The sequence below is a fragment of the Petrimonas sp. genome (assembly GCF_963921705.1).
Classification (GTDB): domain Bacteria; phylum Bacteroidota; class Bacteroidia; order Bacteroidales; family Dysgonomonadaceae; genus Petrimonas; species Petrimonas sulfuriphila.
The window spans coordinates 1,000,074-1,018,586 of the sequence record NZ_OY997410.1 but is presented as its reverse complement, the minus strand read 5'-3'; the positions used below and the strand labels follow the sequence as shown (position 1 = coordinate 1,018,586).

13 protein-coding genes are annotated in these 18,513 nt (G+C 39.3%); 10 read left to right on the top strand and 3 right to left on the bottom strand.

Translation table 11 applies throughout. From position 1 onward, the window contains the following. Window positions 1–142: 142 nt before the first annotated feature. From AACM02_RS04225 to AACM02_RS04205, 5 genes are read left to right on the top strand one after another with little or no spacing between them, the layout of a single operon-like run. Window positions 143–343 carry a helix-turn-helix transcriptional regulator gene (locus AACM02_RS04225; protein ID WP_339116155.1) on the top strand — a complete coding sequence of 67 codons (201 nt, stop codon included), beginning with the start codon at window positions 143–145 and terminating at the stop codon, window positions 341–343. Window positions 344–346: 3 nt separating this feature from the next. Next, a complete protein-coding gene (locus AACM02_RS04220; protein ID WP_339116154.1) occupies window positions 347–4,573 on the top strand; it encodes a DUF6079 family protein in 4,227 nt (1,408 codons plus the stop codon). A 5-nt stretch (window positions 4,574–4,578) separates the two neighbouring features. Then, the gene (locus AACM02_RS04215) at window positions 4,579–7,026 is read left to right on the top strand and encodes a DNA methyltransferase (protein WP_339116153.1); all 2,448 of its coding nucleotides are present in this window, start codon (window positions 4,579–4,581) and stop codon (window positions 7,024–7,026) included. A 5-nt stretch (window positions 7,027–7,031) separates the two neighbouring features. Beyond that, a complete protein-coding gene (locus AACM02_RS04210; RefSeq protein ID WP_339116152.1) occupies window positions 7,032–8,471 on the top strand; it encodes a PglZ domain-containing protein in 1,440 nt (479 codons plus the stop codon). After that, the gene (locus AACM02_RS04205) at window positions 8,471–9,175 is read left to right on the top strand and encodes a hypothetical protein (protein ID WP_339116151.1); all 705 of its coding nucleotides are present in this window, start codon (window positions 8,471–8,473) and stop codon (window positions 9,173–9,175) included. Before AACM02_RS04210 ends, AACM02_RS04205 begins: the two co-directional genes overlap by 1 nt. 814 nt (window positions 9,176–9,989) lie before the next feature. Here AACM02_RS04205 and AACM02_RS04200 read toward each other — a convergent pair. Further along, window positions 9,990–10,979 (bottom strand): 6-bladed beta-propeller, encoded by a 990-nt coding sequence (locus AACM02_RS04200; RefSeq protein WP_332457122.1) that lies wholly within the window; start codon window positions 10,977–10,979, stop codon window positions 9,990–9,992. Between the two features lie 620 nt (window positions 10,980–11,599). Here AACM02_RS04200 and AACM02_RS04195 point away from each other — a divergent pair. Both AACM02_RS04195 and AACM02_RS04190 read left to right on the top strand, forming a co-directional pair. Then, window positions 11,600–12,472: a pirin family protein gene (locus AACM02_RS04195; RefSeq protein WP_339116150.1), complete on the top strand. Its 873-nt coding sequence runs from the start codon at window positions 11,600–11,602 to the stop codon at window positions 12,470–12,472. A gap of 147 nt (window positions 12,473–12,619) precedes the next feature. Continuing rightward, a complete protein-coding gene (locus tag AACM02_RS04190; RefSeq protein ID WP_339117429.1) occupies window positions 12,620–12,832 on the top strand; it encodes a (4Fe-4S)-binding protein in 213 nt (70 codons plus the stop codon). Window positions 12,833–12,947: 115 nt separating this feature from the next. On the opposite strand, the gene AACM02_RS04185 is transcribed toward AACM02_RS04190, so the two are convergent. Then, a complete protein-coding gene (locus AACM02_RS04185) occupies window positions 12,948–13,451 on the bottom strand; it encodes a GreA/GreB family elongation factor (RefSeq protein ID WP_339116149.1) in 504 nt (167 codons plus the stop codon). A 364-nt stretch (window positions 13,452–13,815) separates the two neighbouring features. Between AACM02_RS04185 and AACM02_RS04180 the strand changes: the two genes are divergently transcribed. Beyond that, window positions 13,816–15,420, top strand: a complete 1,605-nt coding sequence (locus AACM02_RS04180) for an ABC-F family ATP-binding cassette domain-containing protein (protein WP_332457126.1) — start codon at window positions 13,816–13,818, stop codon at window positions 15,418–15,420. A gap of 201 nt (window positions 15,421–15,621) precedes the next feature. Beyond that, a complete protein-coding gene (locus AACM02_RS04175; RefSeq protein ID WP_214062988.1) occupies window positions 15,622–15,909 on the top strand; it encodes a hypothetical protein in 288 nt (95 codons plus the stop codon). A gap of 15 nt (window positions 15,910–15,924) precedes the next feature. On the opposite strand, the gene AACM02_RS04170 is transcribed toward AACM02_RS04175, so the two are convergent. Beyond that, window positions 15,925–17,298, bottom strand: coding sequence for an MATE family efflux transporter (locus AACM02_RS04170; protein WP_214062987.1), 1,374 nt, complete (start codon window positions 17,296–17,298; stop codon window positions 15,925–15,927). 223 nt (window positions 17,299–17,521) lie between these two features. Between AACM02_RS04170 and AACM02_RS04165 the strand changes: the two genes are divergently transcribed. After that, on the top strand, window positions 17,522–18,511 hold the full coding sequence (locus AACM02_RS04165; RefSeq protein WP_214062986.1) for a TIM barrel protein: 990 nt from the start codon (window positions 17,522–17,524) through the stop codon (window positions 18,509–18,511). Window positions 18,512–18,513 lie beyond the last annotated feature (2 nt).

The window sequence follows — 18,513 nt, the reverse complement described above, 5'->3', positions numbered from 1 at the left end:
TTTCACGCAGATGGCAGATATTTGTCGGAATTAGTCAAAATTTAGTGAAACAATTTTATTATCAGAAACGAACGAAAAGTATATTGAAAAATGAGATAAACGAAAAATTTGAGCTATTTTAGCAACTTAAATTTATACGGATATGAACCGAATAAAGGAAGTACTTGAAGAGAAAGGTATTAAACAAACTTGGTTGGCGGAGAAGCTTGGAAAAAGTTACAACATGGTTAATGCCTATGTTAAAAACCGACAACAACCAAGACTTGAAGTGCTTTATGAGATTGCCAAAATCCTTGATGTTGAAGTTAAAGATTTGTTGGTAGAACAGAAAGACATAAAATAGATAATGAAGGAATCAAAACACATTGACACATACCTATCTCTCGCAAACAGCCTACGATTCAAATTGTGGGCTGTCGTAGGTAATAACAGTGCGAAGCGAGAAAAAATCATAAATTACTTAGACTCGGTTGGCTACACCAAAGTAGATGTGGGAACAGAACTGCAACCAATCTTTGCAGAGCTTGAAGCCAAGGATGAACCCAGTCATGATGTTGGGCAACATATTAAAGAGTGGTTTTCAAACAAGCCCGACAAACTCATTCTGCTAAATGCCAGCATCCTTTACCATGATGCTTTCACCAAGATCTCTCCTGTTGGTGCATTCAAGTACAATTCACGGAATAAAAGCAGTGTGTTGTTTTTAGAAGATGAAAAGGTAATCAGCAATCGAATCTCTTATGGTAAGGTAGGAAGTGATGAGTATTACGATAAAGATGTAAACGACATTCTGATTACCAAGATTGAAGATATTGAAGACAACTACACAGGTATAGTCGCTGAACCGGATGGACAGTATCAATCGCAAGACAAGTTACCTGATGGAGCAATAGGCAAACTCTTCAACTACACCGAAATAAAGGATGTGGTTGATATTGATACCGACCTAAAGCATGATGACTTACAAAAGGAACTCATCTCTAGCTACATCATTTCAGAAGGACTTGAAACACAAATCAAGGATTTCATTGATAACATCAAAAAGCCCAATCACAAGGCAGTTAAAATCATTGGTAACTATGGTAGTGGTAAATCACACTTGATTGCCTTTTTGGTGAGCATTATCAATAATCCTTCGCTTCGCTTACTCATTAAAAACAATGCTGTTCGCAAAGCAGCCGAAACTATTTCCCGCCAATTCTTTACGGTCCAGTTCGAGCTTCAACCTGTTAATGTTGACCTTGCTTACTTCTTCTTTAGAGAGCTTGAAAAGCAAGTAAATAGAGAATATGACATTGAGATTCCAAAATATGAAGATGGTGTAACGCTTGACATCAAAGAACACCTATCTAATATCATTCAACTGCTAAAAGAGAAAGACCCAAGCAAAGGACTTTTGGTAGTAGTAGATGAAGTTTCAGACTTCTTACAAGCCAAGGAAGAATACAAAATCAAGAGAGACTTCCAGTTCTTACGAGTAGTAGCACAAGTTTGCCAGGATGAAGATATTGTATTGGCTATTTCCATGCAGGAAGATATCTATTCCAGCCCAAGGTTAGCCAATATCGCTGCTGATGAAGCTCGTATTGGTCAGCGATTCCAAAACATCATCATTCGTAGAGAAGCCGTAAAGAAAGTCATCTCTCAAAGGATTGTACCAAAAAGCAAAGAGCAGAAACTCAAAATTGAAACGGAGCTAAAACCTTTCATCAAGAAGATTGAAACGGTGGCTAATAATCAGGAAGAGTACATTGACCTGTTCCCGTTTACACCTGATTTATTAGACCTTTTCCATGAGCTACCTTATTTCGAAAAAAGGGGAATTATCCAATTTGCGCAAAGCGAATTGAAGCATGTAGTGGCTAAAACTTTTCCCTACTTCTTCACCTTCGACCGTATTTATGACCTTCTAGCCAACAACCCGAATAATAGAAACCTTGAAGGAGTCTATGATTTGGTAAAAGTGGTGAACATCGTAAAGGAGAAGATTGTAGCCAACTTAGAGCGCAAATACCATGATGATGCTTTCAAGATTATCAAAGGGCTTGCAGTCTATTCGCTTTGGAGCAATGGCGAAAACGGTGCAACGGCCAAAGAATTGGCACAGAAGCTCATGATTATTCACCCTAACGACACTTTTGAAGCGCACGTCCGTGTAGCTCAAATTGTGAAGAAAGTACGTGATGCTACAGATGGCTTCTACTTGAAAGTGGTGAAAGATGACCAAACGGGAAACGACTACTTCAAGTTTGACCCTGCTATTGACGGACAAGACCCGGAAGAACGAATCGATAATGAAATCAATGCTGTTGGTGGTAATGAAGACAAGCAGGAAGATGTGGTTTTTGACCAACTCAAAGAGATACTAGACCTTGTCAACCACAAGAACCTGCCTAACATCTTTGAAGATGAAACCACTTGGCAATCGGTTAAGTCATTCCGAAAAGGCTTCATCATATTCAACCGAAAGGGTGAAGAAGTTGAAGAAGTAGATTCAGCTGATTATGTAATTGTATTCCAATCACCATTCAGCAAAAAAAAGATACCAACCTATGCACCCAACCAACTGAACATTGAAATTCAGTTTGGAAGTCAGGAGAACATTGAGCGTATCAAGCGTATTGTGGCGATACGCTCATTAATAAGCAAGAATATCCTAACCAGTTTAATGTCACGTAAGCTATCCGATAGCATAAACGGCTACCGAGATCCAAAGGGCATTACCGTACCAGGAGTAAAATACCAAATCACCAAGCAGATTCAGAACTACGCAACTACCAGTATCAATGGTGATGTAATCAGCATCAAATCAACGCTTGGCAAAGAGTACAACAACCTTTCGGAAGTTATCTCTGAACTCAAGAAGAAGGTATTTGATGAATGCTTCAACAAAGAATATCCTGAGCATCCTAAGTATGCTGAAATCCTATCATCAGGTAACATCACGCATTCCCTTTCTCAAATAGCCGATGAAATCACCAATGGTAATTTCAGAAGCATTTCGCAACGGGCTAAGTACTTCCTTTCAGCACTCAATTTGATAAACGCCAATGGCGACCCGGAGCTGAACGGAAATAAAGTAGTAAGCCAAATTCAGTCCATCATCAATGCCAAAAAGGGCAAGGTGGTAGATATTGAAAAAGAGATTGTTCAGCAGTTTACAGGCAAGCCTTATGGGTTAGAACCACAAGTGGTTCATTTCTTCTTGGTGGCGCTCACCGCATTGGGTAAAATCACCTTGAAAGGTCGTGGTGGCGATGAATTAGACATCTCCAACATCAAAGAGAAATTCAGAAGTCTCAACATGTTTGAGAACATCATCTATGCCACCAAGAAAGACGACCTATCCTATGACTTTGCTCAAAACCTACTCAATGCACTTTGGCTAAATGGCAACATGATGCTTCAGGAGAAGCACCGCAACGATGCATTTGCCGAGTACAAGAAAAAGGTGGCTGAGATTGCTAAGGATATTAAGGACATTGATTTACTAATTCAGCGATTAGAAGCCAAAAGCACCAGTTACCTAAATGTAGATAGCGTAAAAGCCAAGTTTGATGAAATAAAAGCGATTGATTGGGCAGGATTGGAAATAAACAACCACGCCAAATTCAATACCCTCAGCAGCTACGAAAGCAAGTTGGGCGATATTTCTAACCTGATTGGTGAAATGCACAACCTGAAAGATGCCTTGCATGAGTACTTTGAAAGCACCCACAAAGGCATTGAATACATGGAGCAAGCCCTTGCCATTATTGAGAACAACAAAACCTATTTGGAAGACAAAGGGCTGCATGAGAAGCTCGAAACCTTGCATAACAATACCAAAGCCATCGTGAAGGATTTCAAGAAGTTCAATAATCTGAGTGAGCGATTCCCCATTAAAGGAAAGATTAGCAGCTTCAAGGACCAGTATGTGAAAGACTTTTACTATCCTGCATTACGTAATACCATTGGCGATAAAGTAGATTGGAAACCTTTACTCACTTTCACATCCGACCCTAATTTCAAGCGAGCGCAGATATTAGCCAGTGCTCAATGCAACGTACCGCAGAAGTTGGATGGCAAAGTGCAGAAATGGACAGGCTTAACGTCTCTATGTGCCAAAGATGTTGATGTGGAAAGGCTGTACGACATTCCATTTGATGTAAACTCCAATTTCCTAAAGCAAGAACGAGACTATTCATCCATTAAAAAAGAAGCTGCGGGTGTTACTGCAACACTCCTTACCATTGCTGATGAATACGAAATGACCATTGTGCAGGAAGTCATTAAGAAGAAAGACCAGCTTGAATTGGTCAAAATCCAACCAGAGCACAAAAAAGTCATTGAGCAAATCATTGCTAAAGAAGAATTACCGGGAGACATCAACTGCAGTTTGATTGCTTCTATTAACAAGCTCTTTGTAGATATTGAAGTGGTAAGCCTGAAACAGCAAGACTTGGTAAACCGAGTATTCAAGAAAAACGAATTAGTAACCCTAAGCCAAATACAGCAAGCCTTCTTTAACCTCTACGACGAGTTGGAAAAAGACCACAAAGGCAAAGAAGTACGCTTTAAAATTGAAGAGTAAGACATATGGATTATAAAGAAGAACTAAGAAAAAAGCTGCCGGACTTAAAGGCTATTGAAGGTTATCCCATTGGTACTGATGATAACATAATAGCTATATCTAATCCTCCCCATTACACGGCATGTCCAAACCCATTTATTTCAGACTTTATTAGTCAATTTGGGAAAGCATATGACCAAAACAACGACCAATACTTTGTGAAACCATTTGTGGGAGATGTAAGTGAAGGGAAAAGGGAACCTATTTATAATCTTCATTCCTATCACACCAAAGTGCCATATAAAGCAATCATGAATTACATTGAGCACTATACTGAAGAAGGCGATATTGTTCTTGACGCATTTTGCGGAACCGGTATGACAGGAGTTGCTGCTTCTCAACTAAACAGAAAGTGTATTCTTTCTGATTTATCAACTATAGCCTCTTTTATTGCTCATAACTACAACAATCCATACGACCCTTTAAAATTTAAAATTGAAGCAAGCAGAATCTTAGCTGAAGTTCAAGACGAATATGGATGGATGTTTGAGACAACTCATGGAGAAAAAAAGACCAGAGTTCGATTTGATTCAATGATTTGGTCAGATGTTTTGATCTCACCTTTTTCAAATGAAGAATTTGTTTTTTTTGATGTAGCCTTTGATATCAATAACAACAGTGTTTCCAAAACTTTCCAGTGTCCACATACCGGAGCTCACTTAACCAAATCAGACTGTAAACTAGCAACAGAAACTGTTATTGACAAGGTTACAGGAAATACTATTACAAGAAGAAAGCAAGTTCCCGTTAGAGTACACTACAGTATTGGCCGTAAAAAATTCACTAAAAGACCAGATGAAAATGATCTTAAAATTTTAACTCAAATCGATCAATTATCGTTTAAAGAATCTATCCCAATATTCGAGATACCAGATGGTGAAAAACTACGAGAGTTTCACAATAAGCATGTCACCTATCTTCATGAATTGTATACAAAACGACTTTTAATCATATTAAGTGCAATCAAAAGTAAATGCACAGAAAAAATACATCACATTTGGTTTAGCACTCATTTAGTGAACTTAAGTATCCTGAATAGATATAGACCCGAAGTTTCATTTCCTTATAATCCATTTTCAGGTACATTTTATTTGGCATCAATGAATGTCGAAGCAGATCCCTTTAAGGCATATTCGAATAAGATAAAAAACTTTGAAAAGGCTTTACCTATCATAAGTGATGGAGTTGTGGTAAGTGTAAACTCAGCTACTAATCTTCCAATACCTGATAATTCTATTGACTACATTTTTACAGACCCTCCATTCGGCCATAATTTAATGTATGCTGAATTAAATTTTATTTGGGAGCAATGGCTTAGGGTTTCAACCAACAACAAGTCAGAAGCGGTAATTAGTAGGTTTCAGATTAAAAATCTACCTGAGTACTATGATCTAATGATTAATTCCTTCAAAGAGTATTTTAGAGTTCTAAAACCCAAAAGATGGATTACAGTTGAATTTCACAATTCAAAATCTTCAGTATGGAATGCAATACAAGAAGGTATGTCAAAGGCAGGATTCATTGTATCTCAAGTATCAGTCTTAGATAAAAAGCAAGGTTCATTCAACCAAGTAACTGCTTCAGGAGCAACAAAAAGTGATCTCGTTATTTCAGCCTTCAAGCCTGATTCAGACTTTCAGAGAAAATTTGCTCTGCAAAGTGGTCAAAACCTAGAAGCTGAATTTGTGGGAAATTTTCTTCAAGTATTGGAAATAAAGCCATCGATCGAGCGAACTGAAAAAATGCTTTATTCAAAGATGCTTGCATATTACATTCAGAATGGGTACGAAATCAATCAAGACGCAAAAACATTTTACAAACTACTAAATTCAAACTTCATAGAAGAAGATGGTTTTTGGTTTACATCAGATCAAATCAATTCCTACATCGAGTATAAAAAATACGCCAAGCTCAATGAGATTGAAGAAATCAAATCAGGTGGCTTATTCCTTTTTGTAACTGATGAAAAGTCTGCATTGGTTTGGTTGCACAATTTTTTAAACCAGCCCAAGAGCTTCTCTGATGTATCGGTAGCATTTAACCAGTTAGCCAACATACAAGATGACCAGGTGCCTGAGCTACGTGATTTATTAGAAGAAAACTTTGTGTTTGAAGGCGGATTATACCGTAGACCCAAGTCAGAAGAAGAACACAATCAAATCACCGAGAAGCGTCAGAAGCACCTTTGGAAAGAGTTTGAGACCATTCTTATTCAGGCACAAACCGAGCGTAAGAAAATCAAAGAAGTACGGAAAGAAGCCCTTACCTATGGATTTGAGCGTTGCTACAAAGACAAGCGTTTTAAGGATATTCTAACCATTGCATCCAAGCTGCATCCTTACATTTTAGAAAACAATGGAGAGTTGGCAGACTTTGTTGAAGCAGCAGAAATTCAAACAGAAGGTTTAGCTTAAGTTCTATGTTGTGGCAAGATGCAATCCATACCACTTTAAGCCTTGATAATGGTCAACCAAAGGTAATATCTGACCATACGGGCGTATTACTGCATGATGCCTTTACAAGCTATCTGCAAACACATGGTATCAGCTTTCAGCTTTGCCATACTGTAGCGAATATGTTACCTTTGAGCAATCAACCTGAGCCACAAATCATACTCACAACTATTGAGAAAGTACCTGCATTCATCTGCAACGATAGGGAGTTTAAATCTTTCCGCTTCAAAGACCTGCCAATCAATGGAGATGCTTACAAGGCATTAAATCAATACGCTACGGGGCAAGTCATACAGCTATTGGAAGTGGCTTATCTTACCGATAGACACACACCTGTCAACCAAAGCAATATTGATTCGCTCTTGGCTAAAGCCAATCGCATACAGTCTGATAAGCAATTCAGTGTTTTGTTGGAACAGCTCAACCAACTTGTTGCGGAAGAACCGAATATTAATACTTTAACAGAAGCCAGTGTGGTATTGGGGCAACTTAACTATTTGAGTTATACCAATGGCACAGCCATAGAGCAAGAAGTCTATGAAAAGATAGACCTGTGGAGCAAGCCCTTTTTTATGCAAAATGGCATGGAACAAGTCTTCTATACTTCCACCCCAAAACGCCCATTATCAGTAGATAAAATCACTCCCCATCTAAAAGCCAATAAATACGAGAAGATTGCCCTTCTCTGTTTAGACTGCATGGGCTTTACGGAATGGAACCTACTCAAAGCGCATTTGGAATTATATGAAGCAGACTTAGAAGAAAAAGCTGTTTTTGCCATGTTACCTTCGGTAACCAGCATTTCGCGCATGGCCATTTATGAAGGCAAGCGAGAAGTGTACAATCACAAAGCACCGGGCAGACTCGCAGAAGCCAAAGCATTAGCCAACAACTTTATTCCACAACATTCCACCTATTTAACCGAGAGCGATACAATCACAGCAGACAAGCTGATTGGTTATGATGTGGTTTCTATTCTCTACAACTTCTTTGATGAATTGGCACATGCCGTTCAGTTTCCACCAGGAGTAGAAGACAAAACCCCATACCTGAATGCAGCCAAAGACTACATGCAGAAAAGCAGTATCAAGCAAGACATTCAGTTGCTCAAAGAAGAAGGCTATGCCGTTTACCTCTGCTCAGATCATGGCTCCATAGTAGCCAAAGGAAATGGCAAGCGCATAGAAAAATACCTGATCGATGGTTTTGCCAAAAGAGCAGTCATTATTCAGGCAGACAATTCGGAATTGTTGGATATGGAACAAATCAACATTCCATTCGAGAACGATAAAAAAGTGGTCCTACCTGAAGGCAGAACCATGTTTACATACAAAGACAAAATTGAAGTTAATCATGGGGGCATCACCCTAGAAGAGATGATAGTTCCCTTTATAAAATTGAATTGATGTTAGGATACGACAGACCACTAAAACCAGAGTGGATATACAAATCACTCCGCATGGTAGAACCGGGAAGAAAACCCGAAGAGTTCTATGATGCCTACAATGATATTGCTACTGAATTAACAGGAAAAGACGGAAGAAGAAAAACAAGAACAGTATTGTTCAGAACCTTCATTTACAGTTTTCAGGAAAGCAAATCCACCATTGAAGACAACATACTCATCCAATTAAGCAAGCAGCATGATTATGAGTACATGAAGCCCATTTACATGGCCATGTTCATCATGCACTATGATATTTTGAAGTCTTTCACCAAAACCTATTTCCAAATCTTTGATGCTTCCCAAGAAATCAGTTCTACTGCCCTCACCAAGAAAATGACAGAATCTTTCGGTGACTCAGAGATTGTGAAGCGTTCTACCAGAGCTTTCCTAAAAACACTATCAGACTTCCACATCATTGAACCAATTACCAAAACCAGCTACGAGCAACTAAACAAAGCCACAATATCCAAAGAACAAGTGGCAGATATTCTGAAACTCTTTGCTGTTGTAAACCACACGAAACAAATAAACATTGGTGAGTTCGATAAGGCAATCCTTGCCTTCTACGATGCACCACCACTCTCAGATGTAGCCAATTCGTTTCATGCCAAAGATTGGGAATACATCAAGGGATACAACAGAGAACTTTTAATGATGAACTAATGCCAACGCTTCACAACCACACACATTGTCAAAGCCCCACGAGCCAATGCTTCAAACAAAGCATAGCCAAGTTGCACCATCCAACGTAAGGTCCAATACCTGCAAAGAATAGATGCACTCTATTGTACAACTAAGTCCCATTTATATACAGAAAAAAGAAAAGTTAGATGTACAGGATGGAGATTATTCGACAATATTTACGATCACTCATAAGAATAATTATATCTCTTCCGGGGAAATGGGGTTAATTCTAAGAAAAACATCGCTATCTTTGCTTTGAAGAAAACAAGAAAAACAAGATAATTATTAACCCTTAAAACATTAGTTGTTTTCTAAAATGTATTAACCAACAGAGATTGGATATAGGATATAACACTGAATTTAACTGATACAGACAGTAGTTCTGGAAGGACTGGAAAGTTTAAAAAAAGTAGATTATTGATACAGAATAAAACGAGTTATTTGATATATTGAGGTGCCAAATCGGGAATATTTCTCTCATCTATATGGATGTACACCTTTTTAACATTATAGCTATGTATCAAATGGCGTTAAAACAGGTAAATATATCAAATAACCGTACACTGCAAAGGTAACGATTCATCGTGAAAAGTAGGATAGTAAAAACGATCTTGTCCCCGGCAGTTCTATTAATGCAAAAAAATTAACAGCTACATTGGAACACTTAAACTTTCATTGTACGATGCAATGAAAGACCTGGAAGAAAGGGGAAATCTGGATGAACAAGAAAAGACAAAAGACCAATAAGTGTACGTATCTATTGGTATAGGACAAATAATTTATGAACAGCGGTCTAACTGCCTATACCTTTAAAAGCATATTTAAATACTCGAGAACCCCGTATCGAAAGAACGTTTCCATCTTTATCAACTGCAAGGGCCATAACTTGACTTTTATCAGAATCATCGGTTACAATCCATTGTTTAATAAATTTTCCCATTAAATCAAATTTTTCAATGCGTGCAATATTACCGGCCCCCCCATTTTGTGTGCTATTATCAGCTACATAAACGAAACCATTTGCACTATCAATTGCAATTCCGCAGGGAAAAAGAAATTGACCGCCACCATTTCCTTTACTGCCCCATTTCATTATATAAGCGCCACTAGACGAAAACTTTTGTATTCTGAAATTCATGTTGTCAACCACATAGATATTGCCTGCTTTATCAACAGCCATCTGACCATTCATACCTTGATTGGATAGGTCATTCTGATTGCTTAACATGAGTTGCCCATCTCCAGTTCCTGTACCGCCCCATTGCATCATGAAATTGCCTGACAGATCAAATTTCTGTAATACATTTGATACATCAACAGTATAAACCCATTTATTTAACTTATCTACAGCAATAGTCCCTGCAAAATCTACTTCCCACTTTGTTACATATAAGCCTGCTGAATTAAACTTTTGTATCCTTAGATTTTTCTCATCAGCTACGTATATATTATTATCTCCATCAACTGCTATATATTTGGGCCAACTGAACTGTCCGTTATTGATCCCAAAAGTCCCCCATGTTGTAATTAATGTTCCCGTAGAAGCATATTTGCCTATTCTGTTTCCCATGAGTTCCGAGATATATACATTCCCATTACCGTCGACTGCAATACCCCACGGGATGACGTTTCCATCTGAAGTAATATTCCAGGAGCCAATTAGATCAGAATTATGAGGGTTATCCTCATCTTTATCTTTAGCCTCATCTTCTTTATTGCATCCTGAAAAGGAAGTTGCTCCTGCAATTAGTAGTCCAATGGTTACAAATTTTATGATTCTCATTTTGTTGTTTTTTATATATCATTATAATCCAAATAATTTCTTATATTTAATTCCCCTATTTAAATGAATATACATGTTTCTCCGGTTACTACCTGAAACTCATGTCAGGCAACAATTGTGATGTCTATAGTATAGAAATACAGCCTGCAAGTTTAGTTATTTTTCTGATATCTTTTTTATTTTTTACTATTATTCTGGGTTAGTCGTATTAAAATAAGGTTAAATAGAAATTTTCATTACTGATAGCCCTTCACTGGGATTTAATGAAATTTCTTCTGTAATGCAATTGGCACTTTGGTGGAAGATAAGGATTATCTCACTATCTTTACACATATTAGTAACTATTTAAAGGAGATGTGTGTACATAACCTCTAAGTTTCACCAAATAAAGAAACCTTATAACACTTATGTACAATAGGTTATATAGTTATTGCATTATTTTTATCTTTTGGAGCCTATTATTAGCAAACGGAATAGATTTTTATTACATTTACAGGAGTCTAATGACCCAATTGTATCATGTAGTGTAATGAATATGGATCATTATGCAAGACAGTATAAAACTGTCCGTTTGCAAAGAGTGTATTTAATAAGGTAAATGAAATTAAAGATGTCCTATTATGAACAAAAGAAAAGCAAATCAAATTATTAGAGGACAGAATGCTGTCGATGGCGCCGGAGTTCATCTGCGCCGTGTGTTGGGACCAGTAAACATTGTAGATTTTGACCCATTTTTAATGCTTGACGGCTTTGATTCCGAAGATCCGAAAGACTACATTAAAGGGTTTCCCTGGCATCCACACAGAGGTATTGAGACCATTACTTATCTAATTAAGGGCAAGGTTGAACATGGCGACAGTCTTGGAAATAAAGGCACGATCCACGATCTGGAATGCCAATGGATGACAGCAGGTTCAGGCATTATACATCAGGAAATGCCTAAAGAATCTGAAAGAATGCTTGGGTGCCAGCTTTGGGTAAATTTGCCTGCCAGAGATAAAATGACCATTCCGGCATACGGTGATATCACGCAAGAAAAAGTTACCCTTGTGGAAGAAGAAAACGCCGTAGTGAGAATCCTAGCCGGCACTTACAAGGGCAAAAGCGGTGTCTTCGAAGGCAAATATGTAAAGGTTAAATATCTAGATATTGATCTGGCTCCCAGCAGCACATGGACTTACGACGAAACTCCGAATGACCAAACGCTGTTCATCTATTTATTGGACGGCAACCTTGCCGTTGACAACAACCTGTCTCAATTTGAGAATAAATCATGCGCTGTTTTATTTACTTCAAGCGATAAAGACAGTGACATATACAATTCTGTAGAAGTCCGTTCAGGAAATCAGGGTGCCAGGTTTGTTCTGTTGGCGGCCAAGCCGTTGAAAGAACCTGTAGCATGGGGTGGCCCAATTGTGATGAATACCAATGAAGAACTGGATCAAGCTTTTAAAGAATTAGATAACGGAACATTTATTAAGCATAGCGTATAATTCTACTTCATTTTAAACTCAGAAACTGTTTTAATATTTTTCATGCCCTGTTTTATGCCTATTTCTGGATGGATCTGGATTTTCAGCTCACGCATAATAGCGGGCTATTTTAAAGAAATGAAAATTCAAAATAGTTTCTTAATCAATATGTCAAAAAAAGAATATTCAAACGAAGAAATTACCATCATTTGGGAATCGGAGAAATGTATTCATTCCGGTATTTGTGTTAAAACACTACCTAAGGTTTATCATCTACAAGAAAGACCCTGGATTAAAATCGGTAATGCAACATCCGAAGAATTAATGAATCAAATAAATCTTTGTCCTTCAGGGGCATTGAGTTATAAAAAATTAAAGTAACCGAACTGACTATTCATTATTCTGATTCTATTTCTTTGCACCTTACAAAAAAATAGGATCAGACAACGTTGAATAGAGTCATATTATCTTATCTCTTAGGACGCACAATTCGCTCTTAGGTATAGGCTATGCTTATAATTTCATAAACGATATCTTTCTTGTCTCGTTTTAAAACAACTTTGTCTCCCTCTTTTTTATTCGTCAATGCATTGGCCAAAGGCGATATAAAGGAGATTTTTCCTTTGGAAACATCAGCTTCATCAACACCCACTATTTGAAAAGTTTTGATTCTCCCGGTTTCTTCCATTTTGAGAGTTACCCGTGCACCGAACCTTATTTCATCTTGAGGCTGTTCGTCTAAATTAACTATTATGGCGGTGTCGATTCTGTGGTTCAACAGATACAATTTTGCATTAATATGGTTCTGCACTATTCGTTTCTCATTTTCATCGGCTTTGTTCAGATTTTCTTTCTCATTGATAAGTTCCTCTCTTTCGGCCAACAGTTCATCCAGTCCCTCCCGGGTTACATAATTTGTTGTTCCTTCCGGTAAATAAGCCCGGGGGGGTACTATCGGAATCTCTTCCTGATCGCTTTCTTTGACAAATCCTCTGCTCATAACAACTCACGTCTTCTATCTAATGTTTTCCTCTGCAAACATAGTTGGATTCTTCAAAATATTCAAGTTTTTGTGTACATTTTTCCTCAGTATCAAGACTTAGTCTTACATGACACGCTACAGGAAGAATTGGTTTTTGTTAAAAAGACACCCGGAAATCAAGGATTGTGTAAATTCATATAAAGGTCGACACAGGCAATTTGGCATATTCAACTATTGTTCATACTTTTGCATTCGAATTAAAAAGATACTCCAATGAAAATAAACAATTAATAGTTGTTGGTTTTATTAAACCGACACCAGAGAGTCCCACCTACTTCGGTTTAATCCGGTTCCTGCATGGAATCCACTATTAATTGTAACAATGAGTATTATCGTAAGTGATATTTCCTATCACTATTTCAATCGACCTACATTATTTGAATCGGTTAGTTTTTCCGTTTCACCAGGCGGGAAAGTGTCCCTCATCGGCAACAACGGCACAGGAAAATCCACCCTCCTTAAAATGCTGGCAGGCGAACTGACACCTTCTTCGGGCAATATCCGGGTATCGGCATCCCCTTATTACATTCCTCAACAGATTGACTTTAAGGAGCAGACCCTGGCAGAAACCCTGGGGGTATCTGAAAAAATAAAAGCCCTGCAGGCCATCTATGGAGGTTCTGTTGACCAGGGTCATTACGACACCCTGAACGATGATTGGGATATCGAAGACAGGTGCCGCGTAGCTTTAACACATTGGGGATTATTGAATCTGCCTATTGACCTACCCATTTTGCAGTTAAGTGGAGGGGAAAAAACGAAAGTCTTGTTGGCGGGATTAACCGTTCACAACCCCGATGTCGTTTTGCTGGACGAGCCGACCAACCACCTCGACTACGCAGCAAGGAAGAAGCTTTATGAGTACATATCCCAGACAAAAGCTACGGTTATCATTGTCAGCCATGATATTACGCTGCTTAATCTTTTGGAGGAAACGTTCGAGTTGACCCCTAAAGGCATTAAGCTGTACGGGGGAAATTACGATTTTTACTGGTCACAGAAAGAGACTGAGAATCGCGCTTTGGAACAGCAAATTGATGCGGGACAGACGGCTTTACGGATCGCCCGAAAGAGAGCGCAAGAAATTCGCGAACGTCAGGAAAGAAGAGCGTCACACGGTGAACGGAGCAAACAGAAAGGAGGGCTTGCCCGTATCGTTTTAAATGCACGCCGCAACCTGTCTGAAAACAGTTCCGCCAAGTTGAAAGAAAAACACTCCGGAATCATTAACGACACTCAACAACGCTTATCCGCCCTAAAAGGAAAACAACAGAGGAACAGCGAATTAAAGATTAATTTTGAGGACGCCAAACTGCATGATGGAAAAGTTTTGATTGCGGCTGAAAATTTGAATTTTGGGTATACGGAAAACAAATACCTGTGGCCTTCTCCGTTAGACACGGAAGTTCGAAGCGGAGAAAGAATACACATTCTCGGGGACAACGGGAGTGGAAAAACAACATTGATCAAACTCTTGCTGGGTGAACTTTCACCAACACAAGGCCATGTCTCCCGGGCAGATTTTTCATATATCTATCTTGATCAAGAGTATGCTCGGGTCAACAAAAAACTGACGGTGTTGGAATTAGCAGAACAACACAACGAAAACAACCTGTCCGACCACGAAATAAAACTGCGGCTTAATCGCGCATTGTTTCCCCAAGAGACCTGGGATAAAAACTGTCAAGCGTTGAGTGGAGGTGAACGTATGCGCCTTTACTTATGCTGCCTGATGATTTCCAACCACGTCCCAGATATTTTCATATTGGATGAGCCTACGAATAATCTTGATGTCTCAAGTTTATCGATACTGGCCCATACCATCAAAAAGTATCGGGGTACGGTACTGGTTATTTCCCATGATGCATATTTCATCAATGAGATCGGGGTAACAAAGAGCATTCAATTAGGAACAAAACAAAAATAATTTTTTTTATACAGATACAAAAAAATACACTACTTTTACTTTTTTTAGAAACAGTAGGCACATAAATAGAAAAGAATCCGTGATGATGTAAACAAACCCCGACGTTTATGTCGAGGCTATCCCTTGGTAATGCTCAGGTAAATCCTTGCCCGAGTCATCTTACGTACAAATAAATACCCCAATTATCATTATGTAAAGAAGATGAAAAAGTTATTGATCATTACACTTATCTTAAGCATTGTTTCCGTTGTATTTATGGTTTTCAATTTTGCCGCTTCAACGGATATTTATCGCGATTATGTTGGAACAGCAATTGTTTCAGGACAGATCATCGATAATGTCGGTAAATTGCCCGAATGGACAACCTGTAAGGGTGAATGGCAGTTATTACGGATAGATTTAATTGTTCGGTTCATTTTCATGCTACTGGTTACCGTGGTTCTGGCAAAATTGATAAGAAGCCACAAGGTTAGGTCAAATCACCAGTAAGGAAGTTAATCCCTTTTATTTCCTAACCCTCATTCCTTTATACTGATAGGTAAACGTCAGGATTGTTACAAAAAACGCGATTAAATCAGCGGCAGGCATACTCATAAAAACTCCATCCAAACCAAAATACCGGGGGAGCAAAAGTAAAAAGGGAATCAGAAAAATAAGCTGCCGCGTCAACGATAGGAACACGGCTATTTTTGCTTTTCCAACCGACTGGAAAAAGTTACTGATAACCATCTGAACGGCAATAACAGGAAACAAAACAGTGGTAATTCTCAATCCGCGGACAGAGATGTCAAGAAGCTCCCTGTCGCTGGTAAACATGCGCATGATCAAAGTTGGGAATAGTTGGGAAAATAAAAAACCGAAAGTCATGATTAAAACACTTACGATGATCGTGTACCTGAGCGCCTTGAACGACCTGTCGATTTGTTTTGCCCCGTAGTTGTATCCTACGATTGGCTGCATACCCATTGTTAAACCAATAACAATCATCCCGAACAGGAAAAGTATCCGGTTGATGATTCCGTATGCCCCGATAGCAAGATCACCACCATGTTTCATCAATCCGAAATTGATAATCGAAACAACAAGGCTGGAGGTGAGATTCATAAGAAAAGGAGAAACACCGATAGCCATCATGTTGACGATCGTCTTTCCGGACAATTTAAACCCCTTTATCTCAAAACGAATAAGGCTGTTCTTGTTGAAAAAGTGCATCAGCACCCACACCAATCCCGCAAGCTGGGAGAGGACTGTGGCCAGCGCTGTCCCTTTCATGCCCCAGCCAAGAACAAAAATGAAAATTGGTGCAAGTAAAACATTTACTGCAACTGTCAGGAAAGAAGAGAGCATTGCCTTTTTAGGATATCCGGTCACACGCATAATGTTATTCAGCCCGATAAAGACAAAACCAACAGGAATTCCTATCATGTAAACCGACAAGAAATCACTTGCGTAAGGCAACAACGTTTCACTAGCTCCAAAAAGCTTTAAAACAGGTTCCAGGAAAAACAGCGTCACTACCCCAAGCAATGTCCCGTTCACTGTATTTACCAAGGCAACATGTCCAAGTATACTTCGTGCGTTCTCTTCGTCTTTTTCACCTAATCTGATGGAGGTTAGTGTTGCACCTCCCACACCAATAAGGGTGGAAAAAGCGGCAAGAATATTCATAATCGGAAAAGTCACAGCCATGCCCGAAAGTGCGGATGCACCGATACCGTGCCCAATAAAAATACTGTCCACTATATGGTAAAGCGATGTGATAACCATACCGATAATAGCGGGTAAAGAGTATTGTGCGAGAAGTTTTTTGATGTCGCCCCTTCCCAAAAGGTGCGGATCGTTAGTGTTGTTTTGGCGTAACACCTTTGTTATGTTCATAACCCGGGCACAAAGGTACAAAATTTATGTCAAGCTCGTTTGGGGATTTAGATTTCTTAAGAGTTAAGTAACGCACAAAATTAAATTTTTCCGGGAAACCCCGAGAACCATCCTTGTTTTTCTTGAAAAAAAGAAGTAGTTTTGCGTGGAATCAAGTCAGTCTACGAACCCGGCAAACACTTATCCTATAGTATTTTCTTAAATCATAAAAAACAGAATAAACATGGCACGATTAGTTACACTCTATTCCCTGCAATGGGGCGATTTATCACTGGAAGAGGTTTGCGTAAAGGCAAAAGCATTCGGTTACGACGGACTTGAATTAGGATTACCCGACCATCTGGATGTCCGTCAGACCGATCCTGCCTATTACAGGGGCATTAAAGACCTTTTGGAAAAATACGGCATGCAATTGCGAACCATCTCCTCCCACTTGGTAGGGCAAGCTGTGTGCGATAAAATTGACGAACGCCACAAAAGTATCCTCCCCGATTATATCTGGGGAGACGGCGATCCGGAAGGAGTCCGCCGACGTGCCGCTGAAGAATTAATCCTGACGGCCCGGGCAGCCCGGGTGCTGGGGGTTGACACCGTCGTAGGGTTCACCGGAAGTCCGATATGGCATTTGTTGTATTCTTTCCCTCCTGTTCCACAATCAACTATCGATGAAGGATACCGGGATTTTGCACACCGTTTTACCCCTATTCTGGACGAATTTAAAAAGCTGGGGGTTCGTTTTGCATTAGAAGTACATCCCACCGAAATTGCTTTCGACACCTTTTCTGCCCAAAGGGCATTGGAGGCCTTGGATCATCACCCCGCTTTCGGGTTCAACTACGATCCGAGCCATTTGGGATACCAGGGGGTGGATTACGTGGATTTTATCTATCAGTTTCCCGACCGTATTTTTCACGTACACATGAAAGATGCTTACTGGAGTGACACTCCCAAACAAGTAGGAGTATTCGGAGGACACGTCCCTTTCGGCGACCCCCGTCGCTTTTGGAACTTCCGCAGTGTAGGGCGCGGGAAAATAAAATTCGAAGAGATTATACGTGCCCTTAATGCCATAGGATACCAGGGCCCGCTTTCGATAGAGTGGGAAGACAGTGCTATGGACCGCGAGCACGGAGCCCGTGAATCGTGTGAGTACACCAAGCGGCTGGACTTTCAGGTATCCGGACATGCGTTTGATGCTTTTTTTGCCAAATAATC

What these genes read in the sequence shown, in the direction of transcription:
- AACM02_RS04185 (WP_339116149.1), bottom strand. Translation starts at nt 13,451, where the DNA reads ATGAGCAGAGGATTTGTCAAAGAAAGCGATCAGGAAGAGATTCCGATA.
- AACM02_RS04170 (WP_214062987.1), bottom strand. Translation starts at nt 17,298, where the DNA reads ATGAACATAACAAAGGTGTTACGCCAAAACAACACTAACGATCCGCAC.
- AACM02_RS04190 (WP_339117429.1), top strand. Translation starts at nt 12,620, where the DNA reads ATGTCAAAAAAAGAATATTCAAACGAAGAAATTACCATCATTTGGGAA.
- AACM02_RS04195 (WP_339116150.1), top strand. Translation starts at nt 11,600, where the DNA reads ATGAACAAAAGAAAAGCAAATCAAATTATTAGAGGACAGAATGCTGTC.
- AACM02_RS04225 (WP_339116155.1), top strand. Translation starts at nt 143, where the DNA reads ATGAACCGAATAAAGGAAGTACTTGAAGAGAAAGGTATTAAACAAACT.
- AACM02_RS04220 (WP_339116154.1), top strand. Translation starts at nt 347, where the DNA reads ATGAAGGAATCAAAACACATTGACACATACCTATCTCTCGCAAACAGC.
- AACM02_RS04205 (WP_339116151.1), top strand. Translation starts at nt 8,471, where the DNA reads ATGTTAGGATACGACAGACCACTAAAACCAGAGTGGATATACAAATCA.
- AACM02_RS04215 (WP_339116153.1), top strand. Translation starts at nt 4,579, where the DNA reads ATGGATTATAAAGAAGAACTAAGAAAAAAGCTGCCGGACTTAAAGGCT.
- AACM02_RS04165 (WP_214062986.1), top strand. Translation starts at nt 17,522, where the DNA reads ATGGCACGATTAGTTACACTCTATTCCCTGCAATGGGGCGATTTATCA.
- AACM02_RS04200 (WP_332457122.1), bottom strand. Translation starts at nt 10,979, where the DNA reads ATGAGAATCATAAAATTTGTAACCATTGGACTACTAATTGCAGGAGCA.
- AACM02_RS04180 (WP_332457126.1), top strand. Translation starts at nt 13,816, where the DNA reads ATGAGTATTATCGTAAGTGATATTTCCTATCACTATTTCAATCGACCT.
- AACM02_RS04175 (WP_214062988.1), top strand. Translation starts at nt 15,622, where the DNA reads ATGAAAAAGTTATTGATCATTACACTTATCTTAAGCATTGTTTCCGTT.
- AACM02_RS04210 (WP_339116152.1), top strand. Translation starts at nt 7,032, where the DNA reads ATGTTGTGGCAAGATGCAATCCATACCACTTTAAGCCTTGATAATGGT.